Here is a 23,891-nt window from a genome sequence, read left to right on the forward strand (position 1 = left end):
AGTCTTTTTATTGAAAAGCAGAGTCAATTGGCTCCCACAATTCAATTTTATTGTTCTCATTATCTAAAACCCAGGCAAACTTCCCATAATCATATGTCTGCATATCACCTACAATTGTTACACCTTCTTCTTTTAAAATCTTTAAAAGTGCCTCTAGATCTTCAACTCTGTAATTAAACATAAATGGTTTTTCAGAAGGTTTAAAGTAATCCGTATCATCTTTAAAAGGACTCCATTGTGTAGAGCAATCGTTTCCTTCTTTATCCTTCCACCAAAAGGTGCAACCATAATCATCAGTATTAAATCCTAAGTGTTTTCGATACCAATCTTTTGAAGCTTTTGCGTCTTTTGTTTTAAAAAATAAACCGCCAATACCTGTAACTCGTTTTTTCATATGATTATTTTTTTATAGACGTTTCATAAATATCTATCCATTCATCAACAGACATTTTGCCTAGTAACTCTTCAATTAATTTATAGGGGATGTCTTCAATTTTTTTAAATCTCACACAACTTTTACCCATATCTAACTTGTATTTGCAATGCTTAGGGTATTCTGTGACAAACCAATTGTACAATTCTTTTTTTGCATACATACCCATATGGTAAAACGCAATAAAGTTTTTTTGCGATGCCAAATTTAGAAATGGTAGTGGCGGAAAAGGTTTGCAATGATATCCTGCTGGATAAATAGATTTAGGCACAAAGTATGCTAACATTCCATAGCTCATTCCAGATTCTAGACCTTTAGGCATATTGTCCTTTATAAGGTTGTGCAGTTTTGTTATGGGTTCTTTTCTTTCATCAGGTAACTGGCTAATGTATTCTTCGGGTGATGTTGCTTCAGATTGCATAATGAGATTGATTTAGCAACATCTAAGTTAACAAAATTTAGTTTTGATTTTGTCTACAATAGTTTGAGCGAGTTTTATATTGCTTTCAATAGTCCAACCAGCAACGTGAGGTGTTAGTAAAACATTATCCGCATTAATGAGGTACTGAAAGGCTTCAGGTAGATTGGTTTTTTTATTTTTTCGCATCAACCTAAATTTTGGCTGGTCTACTTTAAACAAGTTTTCAAATGAAGATTTCTCATATTCTAATACATCTAAACCAGCACCTAAAATTTTACCCGATTCTAAGGCATCAACTAAATCTTCAGTCACTACGCTTTTACCTCGAGCCGTATTTATTAACCAAAACGGTTTTTTAAAATCATTGATGAATTTAGAATTCACCATATTGACTGTCAAAGGAGTTTGAGGTGTATGTAAACTTAAAACATCAGACTGCTCTTTAAGTAGTTCTAGGCTAACTTGCTCACAGTTTTCGTCACCAACATTTGGTTTTATATCATGGCATAAGACATTAACATCAAAACCTTTTAGTTTTTTAGCAAAGGCTTTACCCATATTCCCGTAACCTATTAGTCCAACCGTCTTTCCATCTAGTTCAACACCTCGATTTTTTTCCCTGAGCCATTTCCCTTGTCTTACCTCATCATCTGCCTTATTCAAATTATTAAATAAGGACAGTAGCATACCTAAAGCATGTTCGCCAACAGCATTTCGGTTTCCCTCCGGAGCTGATACCAGATAAATATTCTTTTCTTCAGCGTAGTCACAATCTATATTCTCTAATCCTGCACCAACACGACCGATAAATTTGAGCTTTGTTGCTTTGTCTAAAAATTGCTTATCAATAGAAAATCGACTTCGAATGATTATACCATCATAATCTGAAATTTTAGATTCTATTTCCTTTTTGGTAGATAAATAATCTTCATGATTAGTAAAGCCTAAATCGTTAAGCTGATTTATTAAGAGTTCATGGTTGCTATCAATATGAAGTATTTTCAAATCTTTGGGTATTCCGTTTGTGTTTTTTCATGCTGAACATTCCCTGTATGTGCTGTTGAAATTTTTTCGAATAGCAATACATGCACTTCCTCATTGTCTATGGTTTTAGGATTGTGTTCAATACCTTTTGGCACGACAATAACTTCGCCTTCTTTAACCACTTCAACTCGATTACGAAAATGCATGTGCAATGTTCCTTTAATCACTTGAAAAAGTTCGTCCTCATGTTCGTGACTGTGCCACACAAATTCACCTTTTAATTTCGCTAAAATCACTTGCATATCATCAACCACCGCAATTTGATGTGGATGCCAGTTTTTATTGAATTTCGAAAATTTTTCTTTGATGTTTATTGCTTTCATGCTCTAAAGTTACGAAAGCAAATTCGTTTAGATACCCAAAATCAATTTTGCTATCCAGAAATATAAAAGTATACCTAATATATCATTACTTGTAGTGATAAATGGACCAGTGGCTATGGCAGGATCTATGCCTCTTTTATTTAAGAATAAGGGAACAAATGTACCTATTAAACCAGCTATAATAATAACTGCAACTAAAGAAACAGAAATTGCAATAGCCTTGTCTAATTCGCCAATATATAACCAAACAAATAAGAATAGGAATACGGCCAAAATAACACCATTTAATGTAGCCAAGGACATCTCTTTTAAAAGTCTACCGTTTATACTCCCTTTAATGTCGTCATTTGCTAATCCTTGTACAATGATTGCGCTAGATTGCACACCAACGTTACCTGCCATAGCTGCAATTAATGGTGTAAAGAAAAATAATACCGCATATTGGTTAAATGCTTCTTGAAAACCCTCCATAATTACAAAAGCTCCAATACCTCCTAGGAGGCCTAAAAATAACCAAGGTAAGCGTGCTTTTGTGAGTTCTAAAATACTGTCATCAGAATCTACATCTTGGGTAATACCAGCTGCCAATTGATAGTCTTTTTCTGCTTCCTCTTTAAGTACATCTACAATATCATCAATTGTAATTCTTCCCAAAAGCGTTTGTGAATCATCAACAACAGGAATAGCTTCAAGATCATATTTTGCCATAATCTTGGCGACATCTTCTACATCTTCAATTACATTAACAGAATCTACATTTTCCTTCGCTATATCAGCAATTTTCTGATCGTTTTTGGCAACAATTAAATCTTTTAGTGATAATCGCCCAATAAGTTTTTCTTCCTTATTAACAACATAGATGGAATGTACACGCGTAACTTCTTTCGCCTGCCCCCTAATACGTCTTAGACAACCGGCAACAGTCCACGTTTCATATACTTTTACTAGTTCTTTAGCCATTAAACTACCCGCAGTATCATCTTCATATTTTAATAACTCGGTAATTTCTTCTCTATGCTCTTCATCTTCAATTTTAGATATAACCTCTTCTTGACGATCCTCAGGAAGTTCAGCAATGATATCTGCAGCATCATCTGTATCTAATTCCTCTACTTCTTCCGCAATTTCTTTAGCGGATAGATTTTTCAAAACTTTCTCTCTGGTATCTTCATCTAACTCGGTAAGAATATCTGAAGTTGTCTCCGAGTCGAGCAGTTTTATGAGGTATACAGAATCATCAAGATTTAACTCGTCTAGAATTTCTGCAATATCAGCATAGTGAAACTCATTGAGTAATTTAACAAGTTCCTTGTCGTTTTGATTTTCAACAAGGATCTCAACATTTTCAATAAGCTCATCTGTGAGCTGAAATTGTATGTTATCTTGAATTTCTTCCACTAGAATTTAAGGTAAATAAACTAAGACTTTGCGTTTTAGTTGTCGTCATTTTCAATTAAGCTCGTCAGTTTAATAAAATCTGAAACTCCTAATTGTTCTGGCCGCAGCCCAAAGATAGCATTTGCTTTTAAATTATCTGAAAGATTGAAAATTTTTAAGCTATTGCGAAGTGTTTTTCTTCGTTGCTGAAAACCTGTCTTAACAACACGAAAAAATAATTTTTCATCACATGGTAAGTGGTAGTTTTCTTTTCGCTTTAACAACAATACTCCAGAATCTACTTTTGGTGGAGGATTAAATACCGTAGGTGAAACTGTAAATAAATATTCTGCATCATAGAATGCTTGTGTTAAAACTGAAAGTATACCATATACTTTTGATCCTTCTTTAGAACAAATACGTTGTGCAACTTCCTTCTGAAACATTCCTGAAAATTCAGGTATTTGATTGCGCATTTCTAAAGTCTTAAAAACGATTTGTGACGATATGTTGTACGGGAAATTACCAATAATAGCGAATGGCTTATCCTTGAAAATCTCTTTCAAATCATATTTTAAAAAATCCTTTTCATAAATTCTATCCGCTAAATTGAGAAAGTGGTTTTTTAAATAATCAATAGATTCTGAATCTATTTCTATTACGTGTGTAGTAATGTTTTTTTTAAGCAAGTATTTTGTGAGAACACCCATTCCTGGACCGATCTCTAAAACATCGTGATAACCATTCAAAGATAGTGTATCAGCAATTTTTCTAGCAATATTTTCGTCCCTTAAAAAATGCTGGCCTAAATGTTTTTTTGCCCTAACTTGATTTTGATTTGCCAAAATATGTTGTGCTTATTTAAAGTTAACGGAATACTCGTCAATAATTTCTAACTCTGTTCTGAATGCCAACATTTTATCTGCAAAACGTTTCAGCCCATCTTGTCTTAATCTTTCTGCGTCTTGCTGATAATATTGATTTAGAGCTTCTCTATTATGTGCCTTATATTGTATGGAATAAGTTTGTCCTCCCATTTCCTCTTCAACCAAAACCTTGGAAAGTTTGGCCTCTGTAAACTTTCCTGTTGCCAGTACCTGCGGAATGTGTTCTTTTATCCAACCCAGCCATTCTGAATGCACAGAATCATCAATATTTACAGTGACATTATATATTATCATTGAAATTAGTTTTTAGTACGCGAATAGTATTTGGTAAAAGTAATGATATACACCTAATTTATAGGATCACCTCTTAACATTCTAAATTTCTTCCTAGCATCAATGAAGTAGATACTGTCTTCGTGCTCAAAAATTATCCGTTCAAAATTGGCTTTTGCATCATCTGGTTTGGCAAGATATGTATTATAAAGCTCTGCTAAATGGTACAAAGCATCATCCATTAGAATATCTTCCCTATAGTCTTTAATTATTAGTAGATAATTGGTTTCTGCTTTATTGTAAAGCTTCTTTTTCTCATATAATTTGGCTTGTTGGTATAAGGCTTGATCTATTATACTTTCACCTTTGTGTTCTTCTAATATTTTATCTAAGATTGAAATTGCTTTATCAGTTTTATTTTGAAATATGTAAAGATCTGCCTTAGCATATAATTTTAATGCTGTTCTTGTACTGTCTTCATATTTATTGTCAGAAATTAGAAGCTTAAGATCTAATGCATCATTGGCTATTAATTGAGAAGTAGATGATTTTAGAATTTTCAATTGAGATTCTGCCCAATCAAAATCACCTTTATAATAACTAGTCTTGGCTACTTTAAATCTAGCCTCTTGTGATATTGTACTATTTTTTAAATTAGCTTGAATTTGCGAATAAAAAATGAGCGCTTCATTGAATTTTTCTTGAAGCACCAAAATATCAGCCAGCAACAATTTTACAGTGGCTTCTTGAAACTCACTTATATTCAATCTCATACTTTTTCTAAGAAATTTAGTGGCAGCATCTGTGTCTTTTTGATAGAAAGCCAGAAACTCTCCATAAGCTAATTGTAGAGATAAGGTTAACTCTGAAAGCCCAAAAGTTTGAAAAAGCTCATTATATTTCTCATCGATTCGGATAAGTGATTTTTTATCAGCGTTCTTAGAATCAATTTCTAAGATATATTGATGAGCTGTGAGTGCTGTACTTGCATCTTGAGTTGTATTGAGTATATAATTGAAAATATCCTTTGTAGTTTCATCATCATTATCGTTAAGTGCAGTAATAGCAAGTTCAACGATGCGATCTAAACTTTCTGGATTACGTTTATAAAGGGCCTTTTCCTGGACAAAAGATTTAGCATATGCCTTTTCTTGCACGTATAACCAACTGAGCATTTCATACCAATATGGACTAGGATTTTGCTGTATTTTTTTTAAGAGTTGCCGTCTTAAAAAAACATTATTTTCATTGTCCTTATTCTCAGAGATAAAATCGTTTACAGCACGTTTTATGTTGTTAAGATAATTTGGCTTGTAGTCAATGTATTCAATATAATTTTCAAACATCTTTTCAACGTTACCTTGATCTCCATAAATTCTGGCAAGTTGAATACTATAATCTTTATCTGGAGTTAATTCTTTAGCCTTGTGGTATATTTCAATAGCTTCATCTAATAGTGAATGTTCTTCAAATTTTCTAGCAATACTATAAATGTAATTTGGTTTTTCGTCTATAGATGCTATTGCTTCATCGTATAGTGTCTTTGCCTTGTCTAAACTATCTCTAAGTTGATAATTATAACCTAACTCTACAATAAGTGTAGGATTTCTTCTTTTGGCCAACCTTTGTACAAGTATATCTTGGGCAATATCAAATTGCTCTAGTTGCTGATGGGTGTCAACTACTTTGAAGATGTAATTATAACTGTATGGTTTTTCTTTTAGGAGGTTTTGATATATAATTAGCGCTTTTTTAAACTCTCCTTTTTTATAATAACTATCTGCTAGAATTTCATTGTTTTGGGCATTTCCAAAATGAAGTCCGAGAAGTAGTACTATTGTTAAAAGGATTTTGCGCATACAATTCTTTTTGTAAATATAACAAATGGGCATTCCACATATTGTAAATGTTATTATAAAAAAATGCCTAAACTTAACGTTTAGGCATTTTGACCAGCAAAATAAATGTGCTATTAATCATTATTCGTTATAAATATGATTCAATTACTTTGTCTTGGTTTCTTTACTATTATTTTAATAATAATTTTAGTATTAAAACAAAACTTTGCTTACCATAACAACTAAAGTCGCGAGTAAAACGAGTCGTTTTATGTTTTTCATTTTTAGGTCAGTTATCGATTTGGATTACTAACATGACGAAAATAAATAAAATAAACGAAGAAATACATAATAAATCGATAAAAAACATGTTTTTTTAACAAAATATGCTTTTTAAAGGGTTGAAAAGGCATTACGAAATGATGTCAAACCCTGTATATGGTACCAATACTTTGGGGATTTTAATGCCATTTTCAGTCTGATAATTTTCTAAAATTCCGGCTAAAACTCTAGGCAAGGCAAGTGAACTTCCATTTAAGGTATGGCATAATTCATTTTTACCTTCATTGTTTTTAAATCGTAATTTTAAACGATTTGCCTGGAAAGTTTCAAAATTTGAAACAGAAGAAATTTCTAACCAACGATCTTGTGCAGTAGAAAATACTTCAAAATCATAAGTTAAAGCTGAGGTAAATCCTAAATCACCACCACATAGGCGCAATATTCTATAAGGTAATTTTAGTTCTTTTAAAATTCCTTTTACATGTTCTACCATGCCATCAAGTGCATTATAAGAATTGTTAGGGTGTTCAACTCTGAGAATTTCTACTTTATCAAATTGATGTAATCTATTTAATCCTCTAACATGTGCACCATAACTTCCGGCTTCTCTCCTAAAACAAGGTGTATAGCTTGTAACACAAATAGGTAAATCACTTTCCGATAAAATGGTATTTCTAAAAATATTAGTTGCTGGAACTTCAGCCGTAGGTATTAAATATAGATTATCTGCTGTTATATGGTACATTTGTCCTTCTTTATCAGGTAATTGACCAGTGCCAAATCCTGAAGCTTCATTAACCAAATGAGGTACTTGGTATTCTGTATATCCAGCTTCTGTATTTTTGTCTAAGAAATAAGTGATGAGTGCACGTTGTAATTTTGCTCCTTTACCTTTATACACAGGAAAACCTGCACCAGTAATTTTATTACCAAGTTCAAAATCTATGATATCATATTTCTTTGCTAGCTCCCAATGTGGTAATGCACCATCAAACAATTTAGGCACATCACCTTCTTTATAAACTTCTTCATTATCCTCCTCTGTATTACCAGATGGGACAACGATATTAGGAACATTTGGTATTGTATATAATAGGGTATTGAGTGTCTCAATTTTATCATTTAATTCCTGCTCTAGCGTTTTTGTATCCTCTTTTAGTTGCGTTGTTTTTTCTTTTAAAACATTTGCTTTTTGTGCTTCGCCAGATTTAAATAGAAGTCCTATTTCTTTAGATATGGTATTAGACTCTGCCTTAATATTGTCTAATTTAGTTTGCAATGCTCTTCGCTCTTCATCTAATAATATGGCATTATTTACCATCTCTGAAGCATCTATATTTCGCTTTTGTAAACGATTTATAATGTCTTCTTTATTAGCTCTAATAAACGCAACTTGTAACATATCTATAAATTTGAAATTATGCTGTTTAGCATACTAAAAAATGAAAGACAAAAGTAAAAAGATTTTAACCAGATAAAAACAAAACTAAACCTAATTTGAAGGCATTATCCAATCGTGATGTTTAAAAGGATGCCATTGCTCATTTGCCAAATCAACATTTGGGTCAATCAGTAGTTTTGATGGATGACCATTCACTCTAATGTATGTTCTTACATATACTTCGACACTTTTACCTTGTTTAGCGAAATCTCCTTTTAGGTGTTGTGCAAATTGCCAAATAACGTCTGGTTTTGTGCTAGCACTGTTTATTTGTTTTTTAGATAAATAGTCTTCTAACTTAACAGGTATTATCTCTTTTGTCTCTGTATCAATAATTTTATAGTTGGCTTTTCCACTCTTTGCTCTTAACATCATTCGCCATGAGAGTCTATGACCTTCCTCTGTCCATAAAACATCGTCTTTAAAAAAATGATGTCTTACAGGTAATGCAATGTGAATGGTAAAATAGACTATAAATAAACAAACTATAACATTGCCGTATTTAGGGATAAGGACTTTACCTTCCTTATAAAGCGGTTTATTCTTTAAAAAGATATTTTTAATCGTTTCTGGACTAAAAAAGAACAAACTAAATGCTAATGATAAATAAGGAAAAATTCCAATTTGAAATACAATAGAATTGAACAAATGGAAAAATATGGATGCAAAAAAAGCTATTCGCCGTGTTGGTTTAAATAGTAGTAATGGAATTATAAGACCATCAAACAAAATACCACCATATGCAATAAAATAATGTATTGGTTTCTGTTGAAGGAACTCTCCTATAATTGGATAATTGGCCTTACCTCTCATGAGTAATTCTATAACAGAAGTATCTAACCAATCCGGGTATAATTTTGCAATTGAGGCATAAGTGTATAGTATAAATAGTTGAATAACAAAAATCCATTTACACCAAGCAGGCATGGAAATCTGCCTTAAGGATGGTTTTATTTTTACATCTATGGAGGCATAACGATGTGCAGGCATCAATACCATTACAAAGCTCAGTATAAACAGCAAGTAATAATGATTATTATAAGATGATTTTTGCATCAAATAGGTTGATGTCCACATTACAGCAAACATGAGCATGCTAAATCTATATTTGTAGCCAACCATAATGAGTAGTCCAAAAATTCCCATTACTATGTAATAGACATACATCCAATTACCTGGCAGAGGCTGTAACCATTCAAAACCAATAAATGAAAACGTCAATTCCGGTTCAACGAGCGTACGTTTTACCCATCCTGTAAAAACAGCACCAACGGATTCTAAGAAGCACAATAACCCAAAGAAAATACGGAAGACGACAAGTCCAGAATTATCAATATGCCTGAATAGAAACTTATTCATTCATCTTTTTAATGTAATCTAAGGCATTTTTTTTATCTACGTTAAGTTGAGATTTAAGGGCTTCAATATTTTTGAATTTTTGCTCACTGCGTAATCGCTTAATAAATTCAATTTTCAAATTTTGATTGTATATGTCATGGTTAAAGTCAAAGAAATGAACTTCAATGGATCTACCTTTATCACTAATAGTAGGGTTAGTACCAATATTCATCATTCCGAATATACTGTTATTGTTGTATCGCGATTTTACAATATAAACACCATCCCTTGGTATGAGTTTGTATGATTCTTTTATGTAAATATTAGCTGTTGGGAAATCTAATTTACGCCCTAAACCTCTACCTTTTACTACCTCACCAGTAATGAAATAATTATAACCTAAATAACTGTTTGATAAGGAAACATTACCGTCATTTAATGCATTTCTGATTTTAGTAGAACTAACAGTAACATCCTTAATGTCTTGTGCTGAAATTTCTTCAATCTTAAAATTATAAGCCTTAGCAAATTCCTTTAAATCTTCAATATTAGCGCTTCTGTTTTTACCAAAATGGTGATCATATCCTACAACTATTTGTTTGGTATTTAATTCGTCAATTAGGATGCTCTTCACATATTCTTTGGCAGTAAAGTTAGCAAACTCCATAGTGAATTCTTTTACAACCACATCTGCAATACCATAAGATTTTAAAATGTCAATGCGCTCATCAATTGTGTTTAGTAATTTAATGGTATCATCTTTTTGAAGTACCATTCTAGGATGTGGAAACAAGGTTAAAACAATAGGTATGTAGCCTTGTTTGTCAGCAAGTTTCACTACTTTCTTCAATATCTTCTGATGCCCAATATGAATACCATCGAAAGTGCCAATGGTTGTTACTTTTGCTGATTTTGAAGTCAATCTCTGTGAATTATGAGGTTTTGATATTTTTAGGATATTCTACTAATCGTTTGTTTAAAAAATAATAAATTCGAGAAATTTTAATTCTCTACACAAACACTTATGAAAACAAAGCTACATTTTGTTTTGTCATTATCCATGTTTTTATGTGTATTTTCAGTTTTTGCTCAACAAAGTTATTGGGAAGAAACCAAAAGAACAGATTTGATTAATGATGGCAATCCCCAACTCAACCAAAAATTCTATCAAACCTTTAGATTAAATATTGATGAATTAAAAAACCAATTAGCAAGCGCACCATTACGTAGTGCAATTAGCAGACAATCCACCACCACAATTTATTTACCAAATGCTGATGGTAAACTTGAACAATTTAGAGTTGTTGAAGCACCAGTTTTATCAGAGGAATTATATCAATTATATCCTAAAATAAAGACCTATTTAGGATTTAGTAATGAAAACCCAGGTACTCGTGCTCGTTTTAGTATTACACCTCTAGGCTTGCAAACTATGATTTCTAGCCCAGGTGTACCTAATAGTTTTACAGTACCACATTCTCGCTCAAATAATTCAGATTATATCAATTATACTAGAGAAGTAAGAAAAGAAAACATAAAAGATTTCGATTGCATTACGCGAGATGAATTTTTCCCAATCGATACCTCCAATTTAACGAATAGAGATGCAAATGATCAGACCCTTAGAACATTTAGGATTGCAATTTCTACCACTGCGGAATACACTGGGTTTTGGGATGATGGAAATGCAGGTAATGGAGATGCATCTCAAGATGCTTTAGCACAGGTAGTTTCAACATTAAATCGGTCTAACGAAGTGTTTGAAGTAGATATGGCTGTAACGTTTACATTAGTAACTGGTACAGAAGTAATTTTTACCGATACAGCTACAGATCCTTATAATGGAAACTTTAATAGCGAAGTGCAAAACACCTTAACCAATATAGTTGGTGAGGCCAACTATGACGTAGGCCATTTATTTCATTTTGGCGGTAATAATGGAAGTGCAGGTTGTATAGGTTGTGTCTGTGTAGATGCAGCTAAAGGTTCTGGGTTTTCATCCCATTCGTTTTTAGATAATGATGGTGGGCCATATATGTCGGATTTCTTTGATATTGATTATGTGCCTCATGAAATTGGTCACCAAATGGGAGCAAACCATACGTGGTCATTTAGTAGCGAAGGAACTGGTGTTAATGTAGAACCAGGAAGTGGTACAACTATTATGGGCTATGCCGGGATCACTGGTCCAAATGATATTCAAGACCATTCGGATCCGTATTTTCATTACTTCAGTATTCTTCAAATTCTAGCGAATTTACAATCAAGAACTTGTTGGGTAGGTACTGCAATAAGCAATAATCCTCCAGTGGCTAACGCAGGTAATAATTTTACAATTCCTATTGGGACAGCATTTGTTTTAAAAGGAGATGCTACAGATGCGGATGTTGGAGATATCCTAACTTATACTTGGGAACAAATAGATAATGGTGTAACAACCTCTGGTAATTTTGGTCCCAACAAATTATCTGGTGCAGTTTGGAGGTCAAGGCCACCAAGTATTACACCAGACCGTTTTATGCCAATTATTGAGCGCGTAATTTCTGGTCAATTAACCGAGCAATTCCCTGTTGAAACGGTAGGTAATACCTCATGGGAAACCGTGTCAAACGTTTCAAGAACATTAAATTTTGCACTTACTGTTAGAGATCGAAGTGAAGCAAACGGAATAGGGCAAACACCACAGAGTGATTTTGATACTATGACCGTTACAGTAGACAATTCTGCCGGACCTTTTACTATAACATCACAAACTACGAATGAGTCTTGGGACGTAGATTCTGACCAAACTATAACTTGGGACATAGCAGGCACAGATTCAGGTGCTGTAAATACATCTAATGTTAATATTTTACTATCTATAGACGGTGGTTTTACTTATCCAATTAGTCTAGTTTCAAACACAGCTAATGATGGCTCTCAAGTTATTACGGTTCCAAGTCTGGGTGCTGAGGTAACAAATGCAAGAATAAAGGTAGAAGCGAGTAACAATATTTTTTATGCTATTAATTCTACGGATTTTACGATAAGAATCCTTGACGATATTGATGGAGATACAATTCCTAATTCAATAGATAACTGCCCGGAAATAGCAAATGTCGACCAGGCAGATTTAGATAACGATGGTATAGGTGATGTATGTGATGATGATATCGATGGAGATAGCGTACTAAATGATGTAGATAATTGTGTGGATGTTGCAAATACAAGTCAGGCCGATATTGACAATGATGGAATTGGTGATGAGTGTGATGATGATTCAGATGGTGATGGCATATTAAATAATGTAGATAATTGCCCACTTACACCAAATGTGAATCAAGAAGATAATGACATGGATGGCATAGGTGACATTTGTGATGACGATGATGATAATGATTCCGTATTTGATACAGAAGACAATTGTCCATTAGATTTTAATCCTGATCAATTAGATGTAAATAATAACGGCATAGGTGATGCCTGTGATAGTATGATAGTTTATGATGTTCTTACACCGAATGGTGATGGAATAAATGATACTTGGACAATACTCAATGCTGATAGATATCCTAATGCTATTATCAAAGTATTTAATAGATGGGGAAAAGAAGTTTTTAGCACTATAGGATATAATAATGATTGGAACGGAACATACAGTGGCAACACGCTTCCAACAGGTTCATATTATTATCAGGTAGACCAAAATGGCGATGGGACTGTAATGTTAACAGGGTGGATTTACTTAACATTTTAAGAGTATTTAAATTGAACACAATGAGACTATATAAAATCATTTTAATAACAATTACAATTCTTTTAATTGAGTCAATACATGCTCAACAAGAACCAAATTACATGTTGTATAGATATACAATGAATGTTCTTAACCCTGCATATGCTGGTGCTGATGGTAGTGATAATTTAACTACGAACTACAGAAATCAATGGGTAAATATTGAAGGTTCACCAGAAACTCAAAGTTTCTTTTACTCACGCACCATGAATGATAAAATAGGTCTCGGTTTATCTTTAGTAAGTGATAAAGTATTTGTTGAAAGCCAAACAAGCTTTAATATTGACTTTTCTTATAAATTACAGATTTCTAGAGAGGCGAATTTGTTCTTAGGATTAAAGGCTGGTGGAAGTACCTATAATATTGACAAGGGAGATCTCAATAATTATGGTTTGCAAGATGATCCGGTTATTGGAAATATTGATAGTGGGTTTAGACCAAACTTTGGTGCTGGTGCTTATTTAATGCATTATAAATATTTTGTTTCACTTTCTGTTCCACGAATATTATCGAGTAAAAGAATAGATGAGTCAGAAGGGAGAATAACACAAGCCACACAAGAAGCACATATATATTTATCTGGAGGTTACAATTTTACTATTAGTGATAATACCGAGTTTAGGCCATCTACAATGATAAGATACGTTGGTGGTTCTCCAATTTCTGTTGACTTAACAGGTGCCTTTAGGTTTAATGATAAATTTGAAGTAGGAGTAGCCTATCGTACTGACGAGGCATTTGGTGGTTTATTGATGGTAAATGCCTTAGATTGGTTAGATGTTGGGTATGCTTATGAAGGTTCAACAAGAAATGAAATCTCAAATAACAGTAATGGAACACATGAGCTATTCCTAAGATTTTATTTTAAGAAACAAGATTAATTTATTTCCCATTATATTCATTCATGGTATTATTAACACCTGCCAAAACAAATGACTTAATTAAGTCTACTGAGATGTTAAGACGTTCATCTAGTCTAGAATTTTCTTCCTCATCCCATTCTCCCAAGACATAGTCTACTTGTCTGCCTTTATTAAAACTATCACTTATTCCAAATCGGAATCTGTTATACTTTGTCGTTTGCAGTTTGTCTTGTATATCTTTTAGCCCATTATGGCCACCATCACTTCCTTTAGTCTTTAATCTAAGTGTTCCAAAGGGGATATTTAAATCATCAGTAACGACAAGTAGATTTTCCATTGGGATTTTTTCCTTAGTGAGCCAATACTTAACGGCCTTACCACTAAGATTCATATAAGTACTTGGTTTAAATAAAAATATAGTTCTACCTTTTAATTTAAAAGTTGTCATATCACCAAGCTTAACAGTCTCGAATGACAATCCTTCTTTTTTAGCTAAAAAGTCTAATATTTTAAATCCGATATTGTGTCTGGTATTAGCATATTTATCACCAATATTACCTAGACCAATAACTAAGTACTTTTTCATTGTTACTTCTTCATCTTTTTCAATACTACTATCAAAACCAAGCCAATTTTTTATTTTCTCCCACATCTATTCGTGTTTATGCAAAAATAAAAAAGCATTCTGTATAAGAATGCTTTTTTAAAATATCTAGTTAAGTAAAAACTACTCTTGAGCTTCAGTTGCAGGTGCATCTGTACTTGCTTCAGCACCAGCTTCAGCAGTTGCTCCTTCTTCAGCAGTTCCTTCTTCTTCATCTTCTTCCACTTCATCTACAACTGCCAATCTACTACGTCTCACCTGACAAACAACTGTGTTATCTGGGTGTAATAGTTTATAATCGTCATTCGTTAATTCGTGGATATATAATTTACTTCCAATTTTTAGTGGTGTAATATCTAATTCTATAAAGTCTGGTAATTTAGATGGAATTGCCTTAACTCTTAACTTACGGTAAGGTCTTCTTAAGTTACCACCATTTAAAACACCTAAAGAAGTTCCTACTGTTTTTACAGGAATTTCCATAGTGATTTCCTTGTTATCGAAAATTTGATAGAAGTCTACATGTAGAATTCTGTCTGTAACCGGGTGAAATTGAATGTCTTGCATAACAGCATTAAACGATTCACCGCCATCTAGGGCAATCACAACAGTATGCGCATCTGGAGTATACACTAACTTTGAGAAAGCCAATTCTGGTGCAGAGAAATGTAGTGGCTTGTCTCCTCCGTATAATACGCAAGGAACCTGACCAGCATTACGTAAGGCTTTTGTTGACTTTTTGCCTACGCTTTCTCTTTGAGATCCATTGATTGTAATTGATTTCATTTTTTGAAATTGTTTATTAATAATATTTATTTCCCTTTAAAAAGGGGTGCAAATTTAAGAATATATTGTTGAAATACTAGAGTTTACCTTCTTTTTTTAGGGTGAAATATTTAAAGACAAAAACAAGGTTTATCTATAAAATTTTCTAAAACTGTTTAAAGAACAAATTTATTACTAATGGATTGGTTATTATGAACGTTATTCATAACCTCAGCAAATAGATTAGCGCACGTTAAAACTTTGAGTTTTTTACTACTATTTTTAAGCGGAATTGAATCTGTTACAATAAGTTCTTCTAATGCAGAATTTTCTAACTTTTCATAAGCACCACCAGATAAAATTGGATGTGTACAAATTGCTCTAACACTTAAGGCGCCTCTCTCCATCATAAGATCTGCAGCCTTGGTTAAGGTTCCAGCAGTATCAACCATATCATCAACTAAAACAACATTCTTGCCAGTTACGTCACCAATTAATTCCATGTGAGATATAACATTGGCTTTTGCTCGTTGTTTATAACAAATTACAACATCACTTTGTAATGCTTTTGAGTAAGTATAGGCACGTTTAGAACCTCCCATATCAGGTGAAGCAATTGTAAGATTATCTAGGTTTAAACTTCTTAGGTAAGGTAAAAATATGGTCGATGCAAATAAGTGGTCCACTGGTTTTTCAAAAAACCCTTGAATTTGATCTGCATGCAAATCCATTGTTATAATACGCGTAGCTCCTGCAGCTTCCAACATTTTTGCAACTAATTTAGCTGCAATTGGCACTCGTGGTTTGTCTTTTCTATCCTGTCTTGCCCAACCAAAATATGGCATAACGGCAGTAATATGCCTAGCTGATGCACGTTTGGCCGCATCGATCATTAAAAGCATTTCCATTAAGTTTTGAGGACCAGGATGTGTTGAGCCAATGATAAAAATGCGTGTTCCTCTTATGGATTCTTCATAAGAAGGTTGAAATTCTCCATCACTGTAGGTTGAGGTAATAACATTACCTAATTTTACACCATAGGCTTTTGCAATTTCTTCTGCGAGGTATCTACTTTGTGAGCATGTAAAAATTTTGGCTTCAGTTGCGAATGGCATATCAAATTGGAAATAATAGAGTTAATTAATAAGGGTTATTTAGCAAAGCCCAAATTTAGGAAAATAATTTACTCGAAGAAGTATAATACCTAGCCTTTTTTATTGACTCAGAGGAAATATTTTTTATTTTTGCATTCCGTTTTTGCTCAAGTGGCGGAATTGGTAGACGCGCTGGATTCAAAATCCAGTTCCTTCGGGAGTGTGGGTTCGATTCCCACCTTGAGTACTACAAAAGCTTCAAGATTTTCTTGAAGCTTTTGTTATTAAAAAAGTGCTGAAGCCACAGCTTTAATATTGTCACTCTTACCCATCGAGTAATAGTGCAATACTGGTATATTAGCTTTTTGTAATTCTTTAGATTGTTGTATGCACCAATCAACACCGATCTGCCTTACTTGTTTGTTGTCTTTACATTTTATAACTTCTAGAATTAGATCTTCTGGTAAATCAACATGAAATCTATGTGGTATTGAATTCAACTGTTTTTTCGTGGCCAATGGTTTTAATCCCGGTATTATTGGTACAGTTATACCTTCTGCTCTGCATTTGGCCACAAAGTCAAAATACTTTTTGTTATCAAAAAACATTTGAGTGACAATATAGGTTGCGCCATGTTTTATTTTCTTTTTTAAGAAATGAATATCACTATCTAAACTTGGTGCTTCCATATGCTTTTCAGGATACGCAGCAACACCGATACAAAAGTTGGTACAAGAGGTGTTTTGTAGTTCTTCATCCAAGTACTTTCCGTCATTTAAATCTTGTATTTGGGATACTAACTCACTGGCGAAGGCGTGACCTTCAGTTTCTGGTCTAAAGTAAGTTTCGCTTTTAACAGCATCACCTCTCAAGGCCATAACATTATCAATATCTAAGAAATCTAAATCTACAAGAAAGTTTTCGGTATCTTCTTTGGTGAAACCACCACATAAAATATGCGGAATTGCATCTACGCCATATTTATTTTGAATAGCTGCGCATATTCCGACAGTACCTGGTCTCTTTTTAACAACTTGTTTTTTTAGTAGACCATTTCCTGCATCCTTATATACGTACTCTTCTCTATGATAGGTAACATCAATAAATGGTGGTTTAAACTCCATTAAAGGATCTATATTGTTAAAAATAGAATCTATGTGCTGTCCTTTAAGTGGTGGTAGAATCTCAAATGAAAATTGAGTATTCCCATTGGCGTTTTTTATATGTTCTGTAACTTTCATTTAATCTGCTATGTTAGGGTTAAGCCATTTTCTAGACGCTTCAATAGAAATGTTTCTTCGTTGGCTATAATCCTTAATTTGATCTTCTTTTATTTTACCTAAACCAAAATATCTTGCTTTCTCATTTGCAAAGTAGTAACCACTTACACTTGCAGCGGGCCACATAGCCAAGTTTTCTGTTAGCTTTACGCCAATTTTTTTCTCAACTTTTAGCAATTGCCAAATGGTTTCTTTTTCCAAATGGTCTGGACATGCAGGATACCCTGGTGCTGGCCTTATACCTTTATATTTTTCTTTAATTAACTCCTTATTATTGAGGTTTTCATTAACCGAATATGCCCATACCTTAGTCCTGATATGTTCATGAAGAAATTCGGCATATGCTTCCGCCAAACGATCTGCTAGAGCTTTTATCATTATTGAGTTATAGTCATCATGTTCGGCCTCAAATTTTTCTGCTAATTCTTGTGTCCCAAAACCAGTTGATACACAAAAACAGCCAATATGATCTTGTATGTTTGATGATTTAGGAGCTATAAAATCAGCTAGCGCAATATTGGGTTTCCCTTTTGATTTTGTTGACTGCTGTCTAAGTGTTAAAAATTTTGATATTGTTTCACCTTTTTCATTATGGACTTCTATGTCATCATCATTGACAGAATTAGCCTTAAATAAACCAAAAATTGCTTTGGCTAGTAGGAGTTTTTCATTAAAAATTTGTTTGAGCATGGCCTTTGCATCCTCATATAATTCAGTTGCTTGCTTACCAACAATTTTGTCGTTTAATATATCAGGAAATTTACCATGTAGATCCCAACTTCTAAAAAACGGTGTCCAGTCTATATAGTCTTTAAGTAGTGCTATATTAAAATCTTCAACTACCTTTATCCCTAACTGTTTTGGTGTAGTGATTTCTGAATTATCCCAATCAATATTGAACTTGTTTTTTCTTGCCTCTTCAATAGATAAATATTCCTTTTTCTTACCTCGCTTTAAAAATTGTTCTTTAAAGGATTCGTATTCTTCACGTATTTGATTTTTATAAACTTGGTTATTGTCATGAAGTAGCTTACCAACAACAGTTACTGCCCTTGATGCATCATTAATATGTACTACTGTATTATTATAATTAGGTGCAATTTTCACTGCAGAATGTGCTCTAGAAGTTGTTGCTCCACCTATAATGAGCGGGATGTCTAATTTTTCCTTTTCCATGGCCTTAGACACAAAAACCATTTCATCTAAAGAAGGCGTTATTAAACCACTTAGACCAATAATATCTACATTCTCTTTCTTGGCTGTTTCTATTATTTTTTCAGGTGGTACCATAACACCTAAATCTATAATATCATAATTGTTGCAACCTAAAACAACACTCACAATATTTTTACCGATATCATGAACATCACCTTTTACTGTTGCCATTAGGATTTTACCAGCAGCTTCAATTTTGCCATCTTTTTCTGCTTCTATAAAAGGCTGTAAATATGCAACTGCCTTTTTCATCACTCTTGCGGATTTTACAACTTGAGGTAAAAACATCTTACCACTGCCAAACAAATCTCCTACAACGTTCATCCCAATCATTAAGGGCCCTTCAATTACATTTATAGGTTTGTTGGAAGATAATCTTGCTTCTTCAATGTCTTCAATAATAAAAGCATCAATACCTTTAACTAATGCATGATTAATTCTGTCTTGTAAATCATTGGTTCTCCATTCTTGAACCGCCGTATCAACTTCACGTTTCTGACCCTTGACTGTTTCTGCAAAATCTAATAATCGTTCGGTGGCATCGTCCCTTCTATTAAATAGAACATCTTCTACACATTCTAAAAGGTTTGGATCTATTTCGTCATAAACCTCTAACATTGTTGGGTTAACAATACCGAGATTCATACCATTTTTAATGGCATGGAACAAAAATGCCGAGTGCATAGCCTCTCTAACGACATTGTTTCCTCTAAAAGAGAAAGATACATTACTAACACCACCAGAAACATTTGCATAGGGTAAATTATCTCTAATCCATTTAGTAGCCTCAAAAAAATCTAAGGCATTTCTGCGATGTTCATCCATTCCGGTCGCTACTGGAAAAATATTAGGATCAAAAATGATGTCTTGTGGTTTAAAATTCACGGTATTAACTAAAATATCGTAGGAGCGTTTACAGATATCGATACGTCTTTGGTAATTATCAGCTTGGCCAATTTCATCAAAGGCCATAACAATTACAGCTGCACCATATCTTTTAATCAATTTAGCTTGTCTAACAAATTCAGTTTCACCTTCTTTCAAACTAATTGAGTTTACAACACTTTTACCTTGAACAACCTGCAACCCTGATTCAATAATTTCCCATCTAGAACTATCTATCATTATGGGAATTTTTGCGATATCTGGTTCTGATGCAATAAGATTTAAAAAGGTTATCATTGCTTCTTTGCCATCGAGCATACCTTCGTCCATGTTTACATCTAATATCTGCGCTCCACCTTCAACTTGATCTCTTGCTACATCAAGAGCTTCATTATATTTCTCCTCTTTTATTAGTTTTAGGAATTTACGAGAACCTGTAACATTGGTTCTTTCACCAACATTTATAAAATTACTTTCTGGAGTAACTATCAATTGTTCTAGTCCAGATAAGGTCAGATATTTTTGATTGTTTTTACCAGCCATTACATTGTAAGATTTAATACTCTAGGTTGATAATTTATTGCAACATTCGCAATTGCTTTTATATGCTCTGGACTTGTGCCACAACAACCACCAATGATATTTATGATACCATCTTTTAGGTAATCTTCAATAAGTATTTGCATGTCTTTTGGAGATTGATCGTATTCTCCAAAAGCATTGGGAAGACCAGCATTTGGGTGAGCAGAAGTATAAAAGTCTGTAGAATTGGCTAATCTTTGTAAATAGGGTTTTAGTTGTTCAGCGCCCAAGGCGCAATTAAATCCAACACTTAACAACGGGATATGGGAAATTGAAGTTAAAAATGCTTCAACTGTCTGCCCAGAAAGTGTTCTTCCAGATGCATCAGTAATAGTCCCTGAAACCATTATCGGTATATCAATTTGCCGTTCTTCTTTAATTTCTTCGATTGCGAATAAGGCAGCTTTAGCATTTAGGGTATCAAAAATAGTCTCAACCAATAATAAGTCTACACCACCTTCAATCAAAGCTTCTACCTGTTCCCTATAAGCAACTCTTAATTCGTTAAATGTGATTGCACGATATTCTGGTCTATTTACATCAGGTGATAAACTCGCCGTTCTATTTGTAGGCCCAATACTTCCTGCAACAAATCTGGGTTTATTAGGATTTTCACTAGTAAATTGTTCGGCAACTTTTTTGGCAATTTTTGCTGATTCATAATTAAGTTCATATACTAGATTTTCCATACCATAATCTGCCATTGCGACAGAGGTCCCAGAAAAGGTATTAGTTTCGACAATATCTGCCCCAGCTTCAAAGTATTTAGAATGTATTTCGGCTATAGCTTTAGGTTGTGTTAGGGTTAGTAAGTCGTTATTTCCCTTTAAATCTTGAGGGTAGTCTTTAAACCGAGTGCCTCTAAAATCTTCTTCAGTAAAATTGTACTGTTGTAGCATTGTTCCCATGGCACCATCAAGAACTAATATTCGTTTTTGTATTTCGTTGGTAATATTAGGCATTGTTTAAGGCTTGATTTAAGTCGTTAATAATATCTTCAGTATGTTCTAGTCCTACTGAAATACGTATGAGACCAGCTGTGATACCAGTTTCCAATCGTGCTTCTTCTGCAAGTTTAGAATGTGTTGTAGAGGCTGGATGAGTTACTATACTTCTGGTATCACCCAAATTAGCAGAAAGCGATAATAGTTTTATTGAATTGATAAAATTTCTACCAGCATCGATTCCTCCTTTAACTTCGAAAGCCACAATATTTCCACCAAATTTCATTTGTTGTTTGGCTAATTGATGTTGAGGGTGTGATTTTAAGAATGGGTATTTCACTAATTGAACCTTTTCATGGGATTCTAAAAATGTTGCGATTTTCAGCGCATTATCACAATGTTTTTCTATTCTAACAGGAAGTGTTTCTATACTTTTAGATAATATCCAAGCATTGAAAGGTGAAAGTGCTGGTCCAGTATTTCTTGAAAATAAATAAACTTTTTCAACCAGTTCTTCTTTCCCTACAGTTACACCACCCAAAACTCGTCCTTGACCGTCTATAAGTTTAGTTGCCGAGTGAATTACCAAATCAGCACCAAATTTTATGGGTTGCTGTAAGTATGGTGTAGCAAAGCAATTATCAACTATAAAAATGATGTTGTGCTTTTTTGCAATATCTCCAATGATTTTTAAATCTAGAATATCTACAGCAGGATTTGTAGGACTCTCAGCATAAATTATTTTAGTATTTGGTTTTATAAGCTTTTCAATTTTTTCTATTTCATCAATTTTAAAATAACTAGTCGAAATATTCCATTTAGGTAATATGTTATTAAATAAAGACTGTGTTGAACCAAATATACTTTGACAAGAAACAATATGGTCGTTAGAATTTAACAATGCAGCAAAGGTCGAAAACACTGCAGACATGCCAGAAGCAAAAGCATAACCTCGTTCCGCACCTTCCATTTCACATATTTTCTCAATAAATTCTGAAGTGTTTGGGTTGGAATATCTACTGTATATGTTTCTTTCTTTTTCGTCAGCAAAAGAAGCTTGCATGTCTTCAGCATCTTCAAAAATATAACTTGATGTTAGATAAATGGGGTTTGAGTGCTCTTGGAACTGAGTGCGCTCTATTTGAGTTCTAATTGCTTTAGTTTCTGTATGTTTAGAATTCATTTTCTAAATAATTTTGTGGTTACAATGAACCATTGAACAAGCTTTTCAGCCTGAAGACTATTAAGAAAATGTTATAAGAAAAGGTATTGCAGTGAAGCAATTGTTTGTGGGTTATCTATCTATTACCCTATTTTGTAATTTGGTAATACGTAGAATTTAGCACCTTCTTAAAATATTTAAGGGTTGCTAAGGCTTCTATGGGTCTAATCCCTCCACCTTTCTTGATAACATTTCAATAAGTCGTATGAACTTTGAATAGCAATATTCGAAAACAATTAAGGAATAAGCAAATTTTATTCACTTTATTTTATCGATAAAGTGTTTTATTTAAATTGTAACTTTGGCCTATCCCAAACGAATTAATTATGTTAGAAAACTTTTGGTTTAATGTTCAGTATGGCATTAATCACGTACTTGACCCAAACGGCTATGACCATATCCTTTTTTTAATGGTATTATCTGTGCCGTATGTTTTTAAAGACTGGAAACGTGTTCTTATCCTTGTTTCCATGTTCACCTTAGGACATACTTTATCATTGGTTTTAGCTGCTTATGGTATTGTATCTGTCAATGGTAAACTGGTTGAATTTTTAATACCTGTTACTATATTAATTGCCGCATTGTATAACGTGTTTACTGCTGGTAAAAAAGAGAAGGCTAATAAATTGAGTGTTTTATTCTTCGCTACTTTGTTTTTTGGACTAATTCACGGTCTTGGGTTTGCTAGAGAATTTAAGATGTTTGCTGGGCAATCTGAAAACAAGTTAGAACTTTTAATAGAGTTTGCACTTGGAATAGAAATCGCTCAAGTAATTATTGTATTTGTTGTTTTATTCTTAGGATTTTTATTTCAAACTATATTTAGATTCTCAAGAAGAGACTGGGTTATGGTACTTTCAGCGGTTGTTGTAGGACTTGTAATTCCTATGATAATTGGAAGCGATCTGTTAAACTAGCCTTCAAAGTTTGGTAAAACTTTAACTCCTAGCACATTGTTTATAAAATAGTATACTTTTATCTTCGTTAATTACATTGTACGTTTGT

General features: G+C 33.3%; 21 protein-coding genes, 1 tRNA gene and 1 riboswitch. Of the genes, 4 read left to right on the forward strand and 18 right to left on the reverse strand.

Features of this window, described 5'->3' with window-relative positions; genetic code table 11:
• Window positions 1-7: 7 nt before the first annotated feature.
• The 11 genes from ACFWV9_RS05105 to ACFWV9_RS05155 all read right to left on the reverse strand — a co-directional run bounded on the left by ACFWV9_RS05105 (window position 8) and on the right by ACFWV9_RS05155 (window position 10,579).
• Window positions 8-394, reverse strand: coding sequence for a VOC family protein (locus ACFWV9_RS05105; RefSeq protein ID WP_411894158.1), 387 nt, complete (start codon window positions 392-394; stop codon window positions 8-10).
• Window positions 395-398: 4 nt separating this feature from the next.
• Complete coding sequence (locus tag ACFWV9_RS05110) at window positions 399-854, reverse strand: DUF1801 domain-containing protein (protein ID WP_411894159.1); 456 nt, start codon at window positions 852-854, stop codon at window positions 399-401.
• Window positions 855-881: 27 nt separating this feature from the next.
• Window positions 882-1,859, reverse strand: a complete 978-nt coding sequence (locus tag ACFWV9_RS05115; protein WP_411894160.1) for a 2-hydroxyacid dehydrogenase — start codon at window positions 1,857-1,859, stop codon at window positions 882-884.
• Window positions 1,856-2,221: a cupin domain-containing protein gene (locus ACFWV9_RS05120; protein WP_411894161.1), complete on the reverse strand. Its 366-nt coding sequence runs from the start codon at window positions 2,219-2,221 to the stop codon at window positions 1,856-1,858. The genes ACFWV9_RS05115 and ACFWV9_RS05120 overlap by 4 nt, the downstream gene beginning before the upstream one ends.
• Window positions 2,222-2,248: 27 nt before the next feature.
• Window positions 2,249-3,619, reverse strand: coding sequence for a magnesium transporter (gene mgtE / locus ACFWV9_RS05125; RefSeq protein WP_411894162.1), 1,371 nt, complete (start codon window positions 3,617-3,619; stop codon window positions 2,249-2,251).
• 35 nt (window positions 3,620-3,654) lie between these two features.
• Window positions 3,655-4,443 (reverse strand): 16S rRNA (adenine(1518)-N(6)/adenine(1519)-N(6))-dimethyltransferase RsmA, encoded by a 789-nt coding sequence (rsmA, locus tag ACFWV9_RS05130; RefSeq protein ID WP_411894163.1) that lies wholly within the window; start codon window positions 4,441-4,443, stop codon window positions 3,655-3,657.
• Window positions 4,444-4,455: 12 nt separating this feature from the next.
• Window positions 4,456-4,779: a DUF4286 family protein gene (locus tag ACFWV9_RS05135; protein WP_411894164.1), complete on the reverse strand. Its 324-nt coding sequence runs from the start codon at window positions 4,777-4,779 to the stop codon at window positions 4,456-4,458.
• A gap of 53 nt (window positions 4,780-4,832) precedes the next feature.
• Window positions 4,833-6,617, reverse strand: a complete 1,785-nt coding sequence (locus tag ACFWV9_RS05140; RefSeq protein ID WP_411894165.1) for a tetratricopeptide repeat protein — start codon at window positions 6,615-6,617, stop codon at window positions 4,833-4,835.
• A gap of 391 nt (window positions 6,618-7,008) precedes the next feature.
• A complete protein-coding gene (gene serS, locus ACFWV9_RS05145) occupies window positions 7,009-8,280 on the reverse strand; it encodes a serine--tRNA ligase (protein ID WP_411894166.1) in 1,272 nt (423 codons plus the stop codon).
• Between the two features lie 90 nt (window positions 8,281-8,370).
• Window positions 8,371-9,678, reverse strand: a complete 1,308-nt coding sequence (locus ACFWV9_RS05150) for an HTTM domain-containing protein (protein ID WP_411894167.1) — start codon at window positions 9,676-9,678, stop codon at window positions 8,371-8,373.
• Window positions 9,671-10,579, reverse strand: a complete 909-nt coding sequence (locus tag ACFWV9_RS05155) for a bifunctional riboflavin kinase/FAD synthetase (protein ID WP_411894168.1) — start codon at window positions 10,577-10,579, stop codon at window positions 9,671-9,673. Before ACFWV9_RS05155 ends, ACFWV9_RS05150 begins: the two co-directional genes overlap by 8 nt.
• A gap of 102 nt (window positions 10,580-10,681) precedes the next feature.
• On the opposite strand from ACFWV9_RS05155, the gene ACFWV9_RS05160 reads away from it, so the two are divergent.
• Both ACFWV9_RS05160 and ACFWV9_RS05165 read left to right on the forward strand, forming a co-directional pair.
• On the forward strand, window positions 10,682-13,393 hold the full coding sequence (locus ACFWV9_RS05160; protein WP_411894169.1) for a thrombospondin type 3 repeat-containing protein: 2,712 nt from the start codon (window positions 10,682-10,684) through the stop codon (window positions 13,391-13,393).
• Between the two features lie 20 nt (window positions 13,394-13,413).
• On the forward strand, window positions 13,414-14,313 hold the full coding sequence (locus ACFWV9_RS05165; protein WP_411894170.1) for a type IX secretion system membrane protein PorP/SprF: 900 nt from the start codon (window positions 13,414-13,416) through the stop codon (window positions 14,311-14,313).
• 1 nt (window position 14,314) lies between these two features.
• On the opposite strand, the gene pth is transcribed toward ACFWV9_RS05165, so the two are convergent.
• The 3 genes from pth to ACFWV9_RS05180 form a co-directional block, all read right to left on the reverse strand.
• Window positions 14,315-14,881: an aminoacyl-tRNA hydrolase gene (pth, locus tag ACFWV9_RS05170; RefSeq protein ID WP_411894327.1), complete on the reverse strand. Its 567-nt coding sequence runs from the start codon at window positions 14,879-14,881 to the stop codon at window positions 14,315-14,317.
• Between the two features lie 141 nt (window positions 14,882-15,022).
• Window positions 15,023-15,685 carry a 50S ribosomal protein L25/general stress protein Ctc gene (locus ACFWV9_RS05175; protein ID WP_411894171.1) on the reverse strand — a complete coding sequence of 221 codons (663 nt, stop codon included), beginning with the start codon at window positions 15,683-15,685 and terminating at the stop codon, window positions 15,023-15,025.
• Between the two features lie 155 nt (window positions 15,686-15,840).
• Window positions 15,841-16,779 (reverse strand): ribose-phosphate pyrophosphokinase, encoded by a 939-nt coding sequence (locus tag ACFWV9_RS05180; protein ID WP_411894172.1) that lies wholly within the window; start codon window positions 16,777-16,779, stop codon window positions 15,841-15,843.
• Window positions 16,780-16,923: 144 nt separating this feature from the next.
• Between ACFWV9_RS05180 and ACFWV9_RS05185 the strand changes: the two genes are divergently transcribed.
• Window positions 16,924-17,005 (forward strand) — tRNA-Leu (locus ACFWV9_RS05185).
• Window positions 17,006-17,042: 37 nt separating this feature from the next.
• Here ACFWV9_RS05185 and metF read toward each other — a convergent pair.
• The 4 genes from metF to ACFWV9_RS05205 are packed head-to-tail and all read right to left on the reverse strand — an operon-like array spanning window position 17,043 to window position 22,847.
• Window positions 17,043-17,999: a methylenetetrahydrofolate reductase [NAD(P)H] gene (gene metF / locus ACFWV9_RS05190; protein ID WP_411894173.1), complete on the reverse strand. Its 957-nt coding sequence runs from the start codon at window positions 17,997-17,999 to the stop codon at window positions 17,043-17,045.
• Entirely contained in the window at window positions 18,000-20,681 is a 2,682-nt protein-coding gene (metH, locus tag ACFWV9_RS05195; RefSeq protein ID WP_411894174.1) for a methionine synthase, read from the reverse strand.
• Window positions 20,681-21,682: a homocysteine S-methyltransferase family protein gene (locus ACFWV9_RS05200; protein WP_411894175.1), complete on the reverse strand. Its 1,002-nt coding sequence runs from the start codon at window positions 21,680-21,682 to the stop codon at window positions 20,681-20,683. The genes metH and ACFWV9_RS05200 overlap by 1 nt, the downstream gene beginning before the upstream one ends.
• The gene (locus ACFWV9_RS05205) at window positions 21,675-22,847 is read right to left on the reverse strand and encodes a trans-sulfuration enzyme family protein (protein WP_411894176.1); all 1,173 of its coding nucleotides are present in this window, start codon (window positions 22,845-22,847) and stop codon (window positions 21,675-21,677) included. Before ACFWV9_RS05205 ends, ACFWV9_RS05200 begins: the two co-directional genes overlap by 8 nt.
• Window positions 22,848-22,955: 108 nt before the next feature.
• A riboswitch (SAM riboswitch) is annotated at window positions 22,956-23,078 on the reverse strand.
• Window positions 23,079-23,212: 134 nt separating this feature from the next.
• Between ACFWV9_RS05205 and ACFWV9_RS05210 the strand changes: the two genes are divergently transcribed.
• Window positions 23,213-23,803, forward strand: a complete 591-nt coding sequence (locus tag ACFWV9_RS05210; RefSeq protein WP_411894177.1) for a HupE/UreJ family protein — start codon at window positions 23,213-23,215, stop codon at window positions 23,801-23,803.
• The last annotated feature ends 88 nt before the right edge of the window (window positions 23,804-23,891 follow it).

Origin of the sequence: Winogradskyella sp. A2 (assembly GCF_046762865.1) — a bacterium.
Classification (GTDB): Bacteria; Bacteroidota; Bacteroidia; order Flavobacteriales; family Flavobacteriaceae; genus Winogradskyella.

Excerpts from the sequence above, each read along its gene's own strand:
- ACFWV9_RS05105 (WP_411894158.1), bottom strand. The coding sequence starts at position 394 with ATGAAAAAACGAGTTACAGGTATTGGCGGTTTATTTTTTAAAACAAAA.
- ACFWV9_RS05110 (WP_411894159.1), bottom strand. The coding sequence starts at position 854 with ATGCAATCTGAAGCAACATCACCCGAAGAATACATTAGCCAGTTACCT.
- ACFWV9_RS05120 (WP_411894161.1), bottom strand. The coding sequence starts at position 2,221 with ATGAAAGCAATAAACATCAAAGAAAAATTTTCGAAATTCAATAAAAAC.
- ACFWV9_RS05135 (WP_411894164.1), bottom strand. The coding sequence starts at position 4,779 with ATGATAATATATAATGTCACTGTAAATATTGATGATTCTGTGCATTCA.
- ACFWV9_RS05140 (WP_411894165.1), bottom strand. The coding sequence starts at position 6,617 with ATGCGCAAAATCCTTTTAACAATAGTACTACTTCTCGGACTTCATTTT.
- serS (WP_411894166.1), bottom strand. The coding sequence starts at position 8,280 with ATGTTACAAGTTGCGTTTATTAGAGCTAATAAAGAAGACATTATAAAT.
- ACFWV9_RS05150 (WP_411894167.1), bottom strand. The coding sequence starts at position 9,678 with ATGAATAAGTTTCTATTCAGGCATATTGATAATTCTGGACTTGTCGTC.
- ACFWV9_RS05160 (WP_411894169.1), top strand. The coding sequence starts at position 10,682 with ATGAAAACAAAGCTACATTTTGTTTTGTCATTATCCATGTTTTTATGT.
- ACFWV9_RS05165 (WP_411894170.1), top strand. The coding sequence starts at position 13,414 with ATGAGACTATATAAAATCATTTTAATAACAATTACAATTCTTTTAATT.
- pth (WP_411894327.1), bottom strand. The coding sequence starts at position 14,881 with ATGAAAAAGTACTTAGTTATTGGTCTAGGTAATATTGGTGATAAATAT.
- ACFWV9_RS05175 (WP_411894171.1), bottom strand. The coding sequence starts at position 15,685 with ATGAAATCAATTACAATCAATGGATCTCAAAGAGAAAGCGTAGGCAAA.
- ACFWV9_RS05180 (WP_411894172.1), bottom strand. The coding sequence starts at position 16,779 with ATGCCATTCGCAACTGAAGCCAAAATTTTTACATGCTCACAAAGTAGA.
- metF (WP_411894173.1), bottom strand. The coding sequence starts at position 17,999 with ATGAAAGTTACAGAACATATAAAAAACGCCAATGGGAATACTCAATTT.
- metH (WP_411894174.1), bottom strand. The coding sequence starts at position 20,681 with ATGGCTGGTAAAAACAATCAAAAATATCTGACCTTATCTGGACTAGAA.
- ACFWV9_RS05200 (WP_411894175.1), bottom strand. The coding sequence starts at position 21,682 with ATGCCTAATATTACCAACGAAATACAAAAACGAATATTAGTTCTTGAT.
- ACFWV9_RS05205 (WP_411894176.1), bottom strand. The coding sequence starts at position 22,847 with ATGAATTCTAAACATACAGAAACTAAAGCAATTAGAACTCAAATAGAG.
- ACFWV9_RS05210 (WP_411894177.1), top strand. The coding sequence starts at position 23,213 with ATGTTAGAAAACTTTTGGTTTAATGTTCAGTATGGCATTAATCACGTA.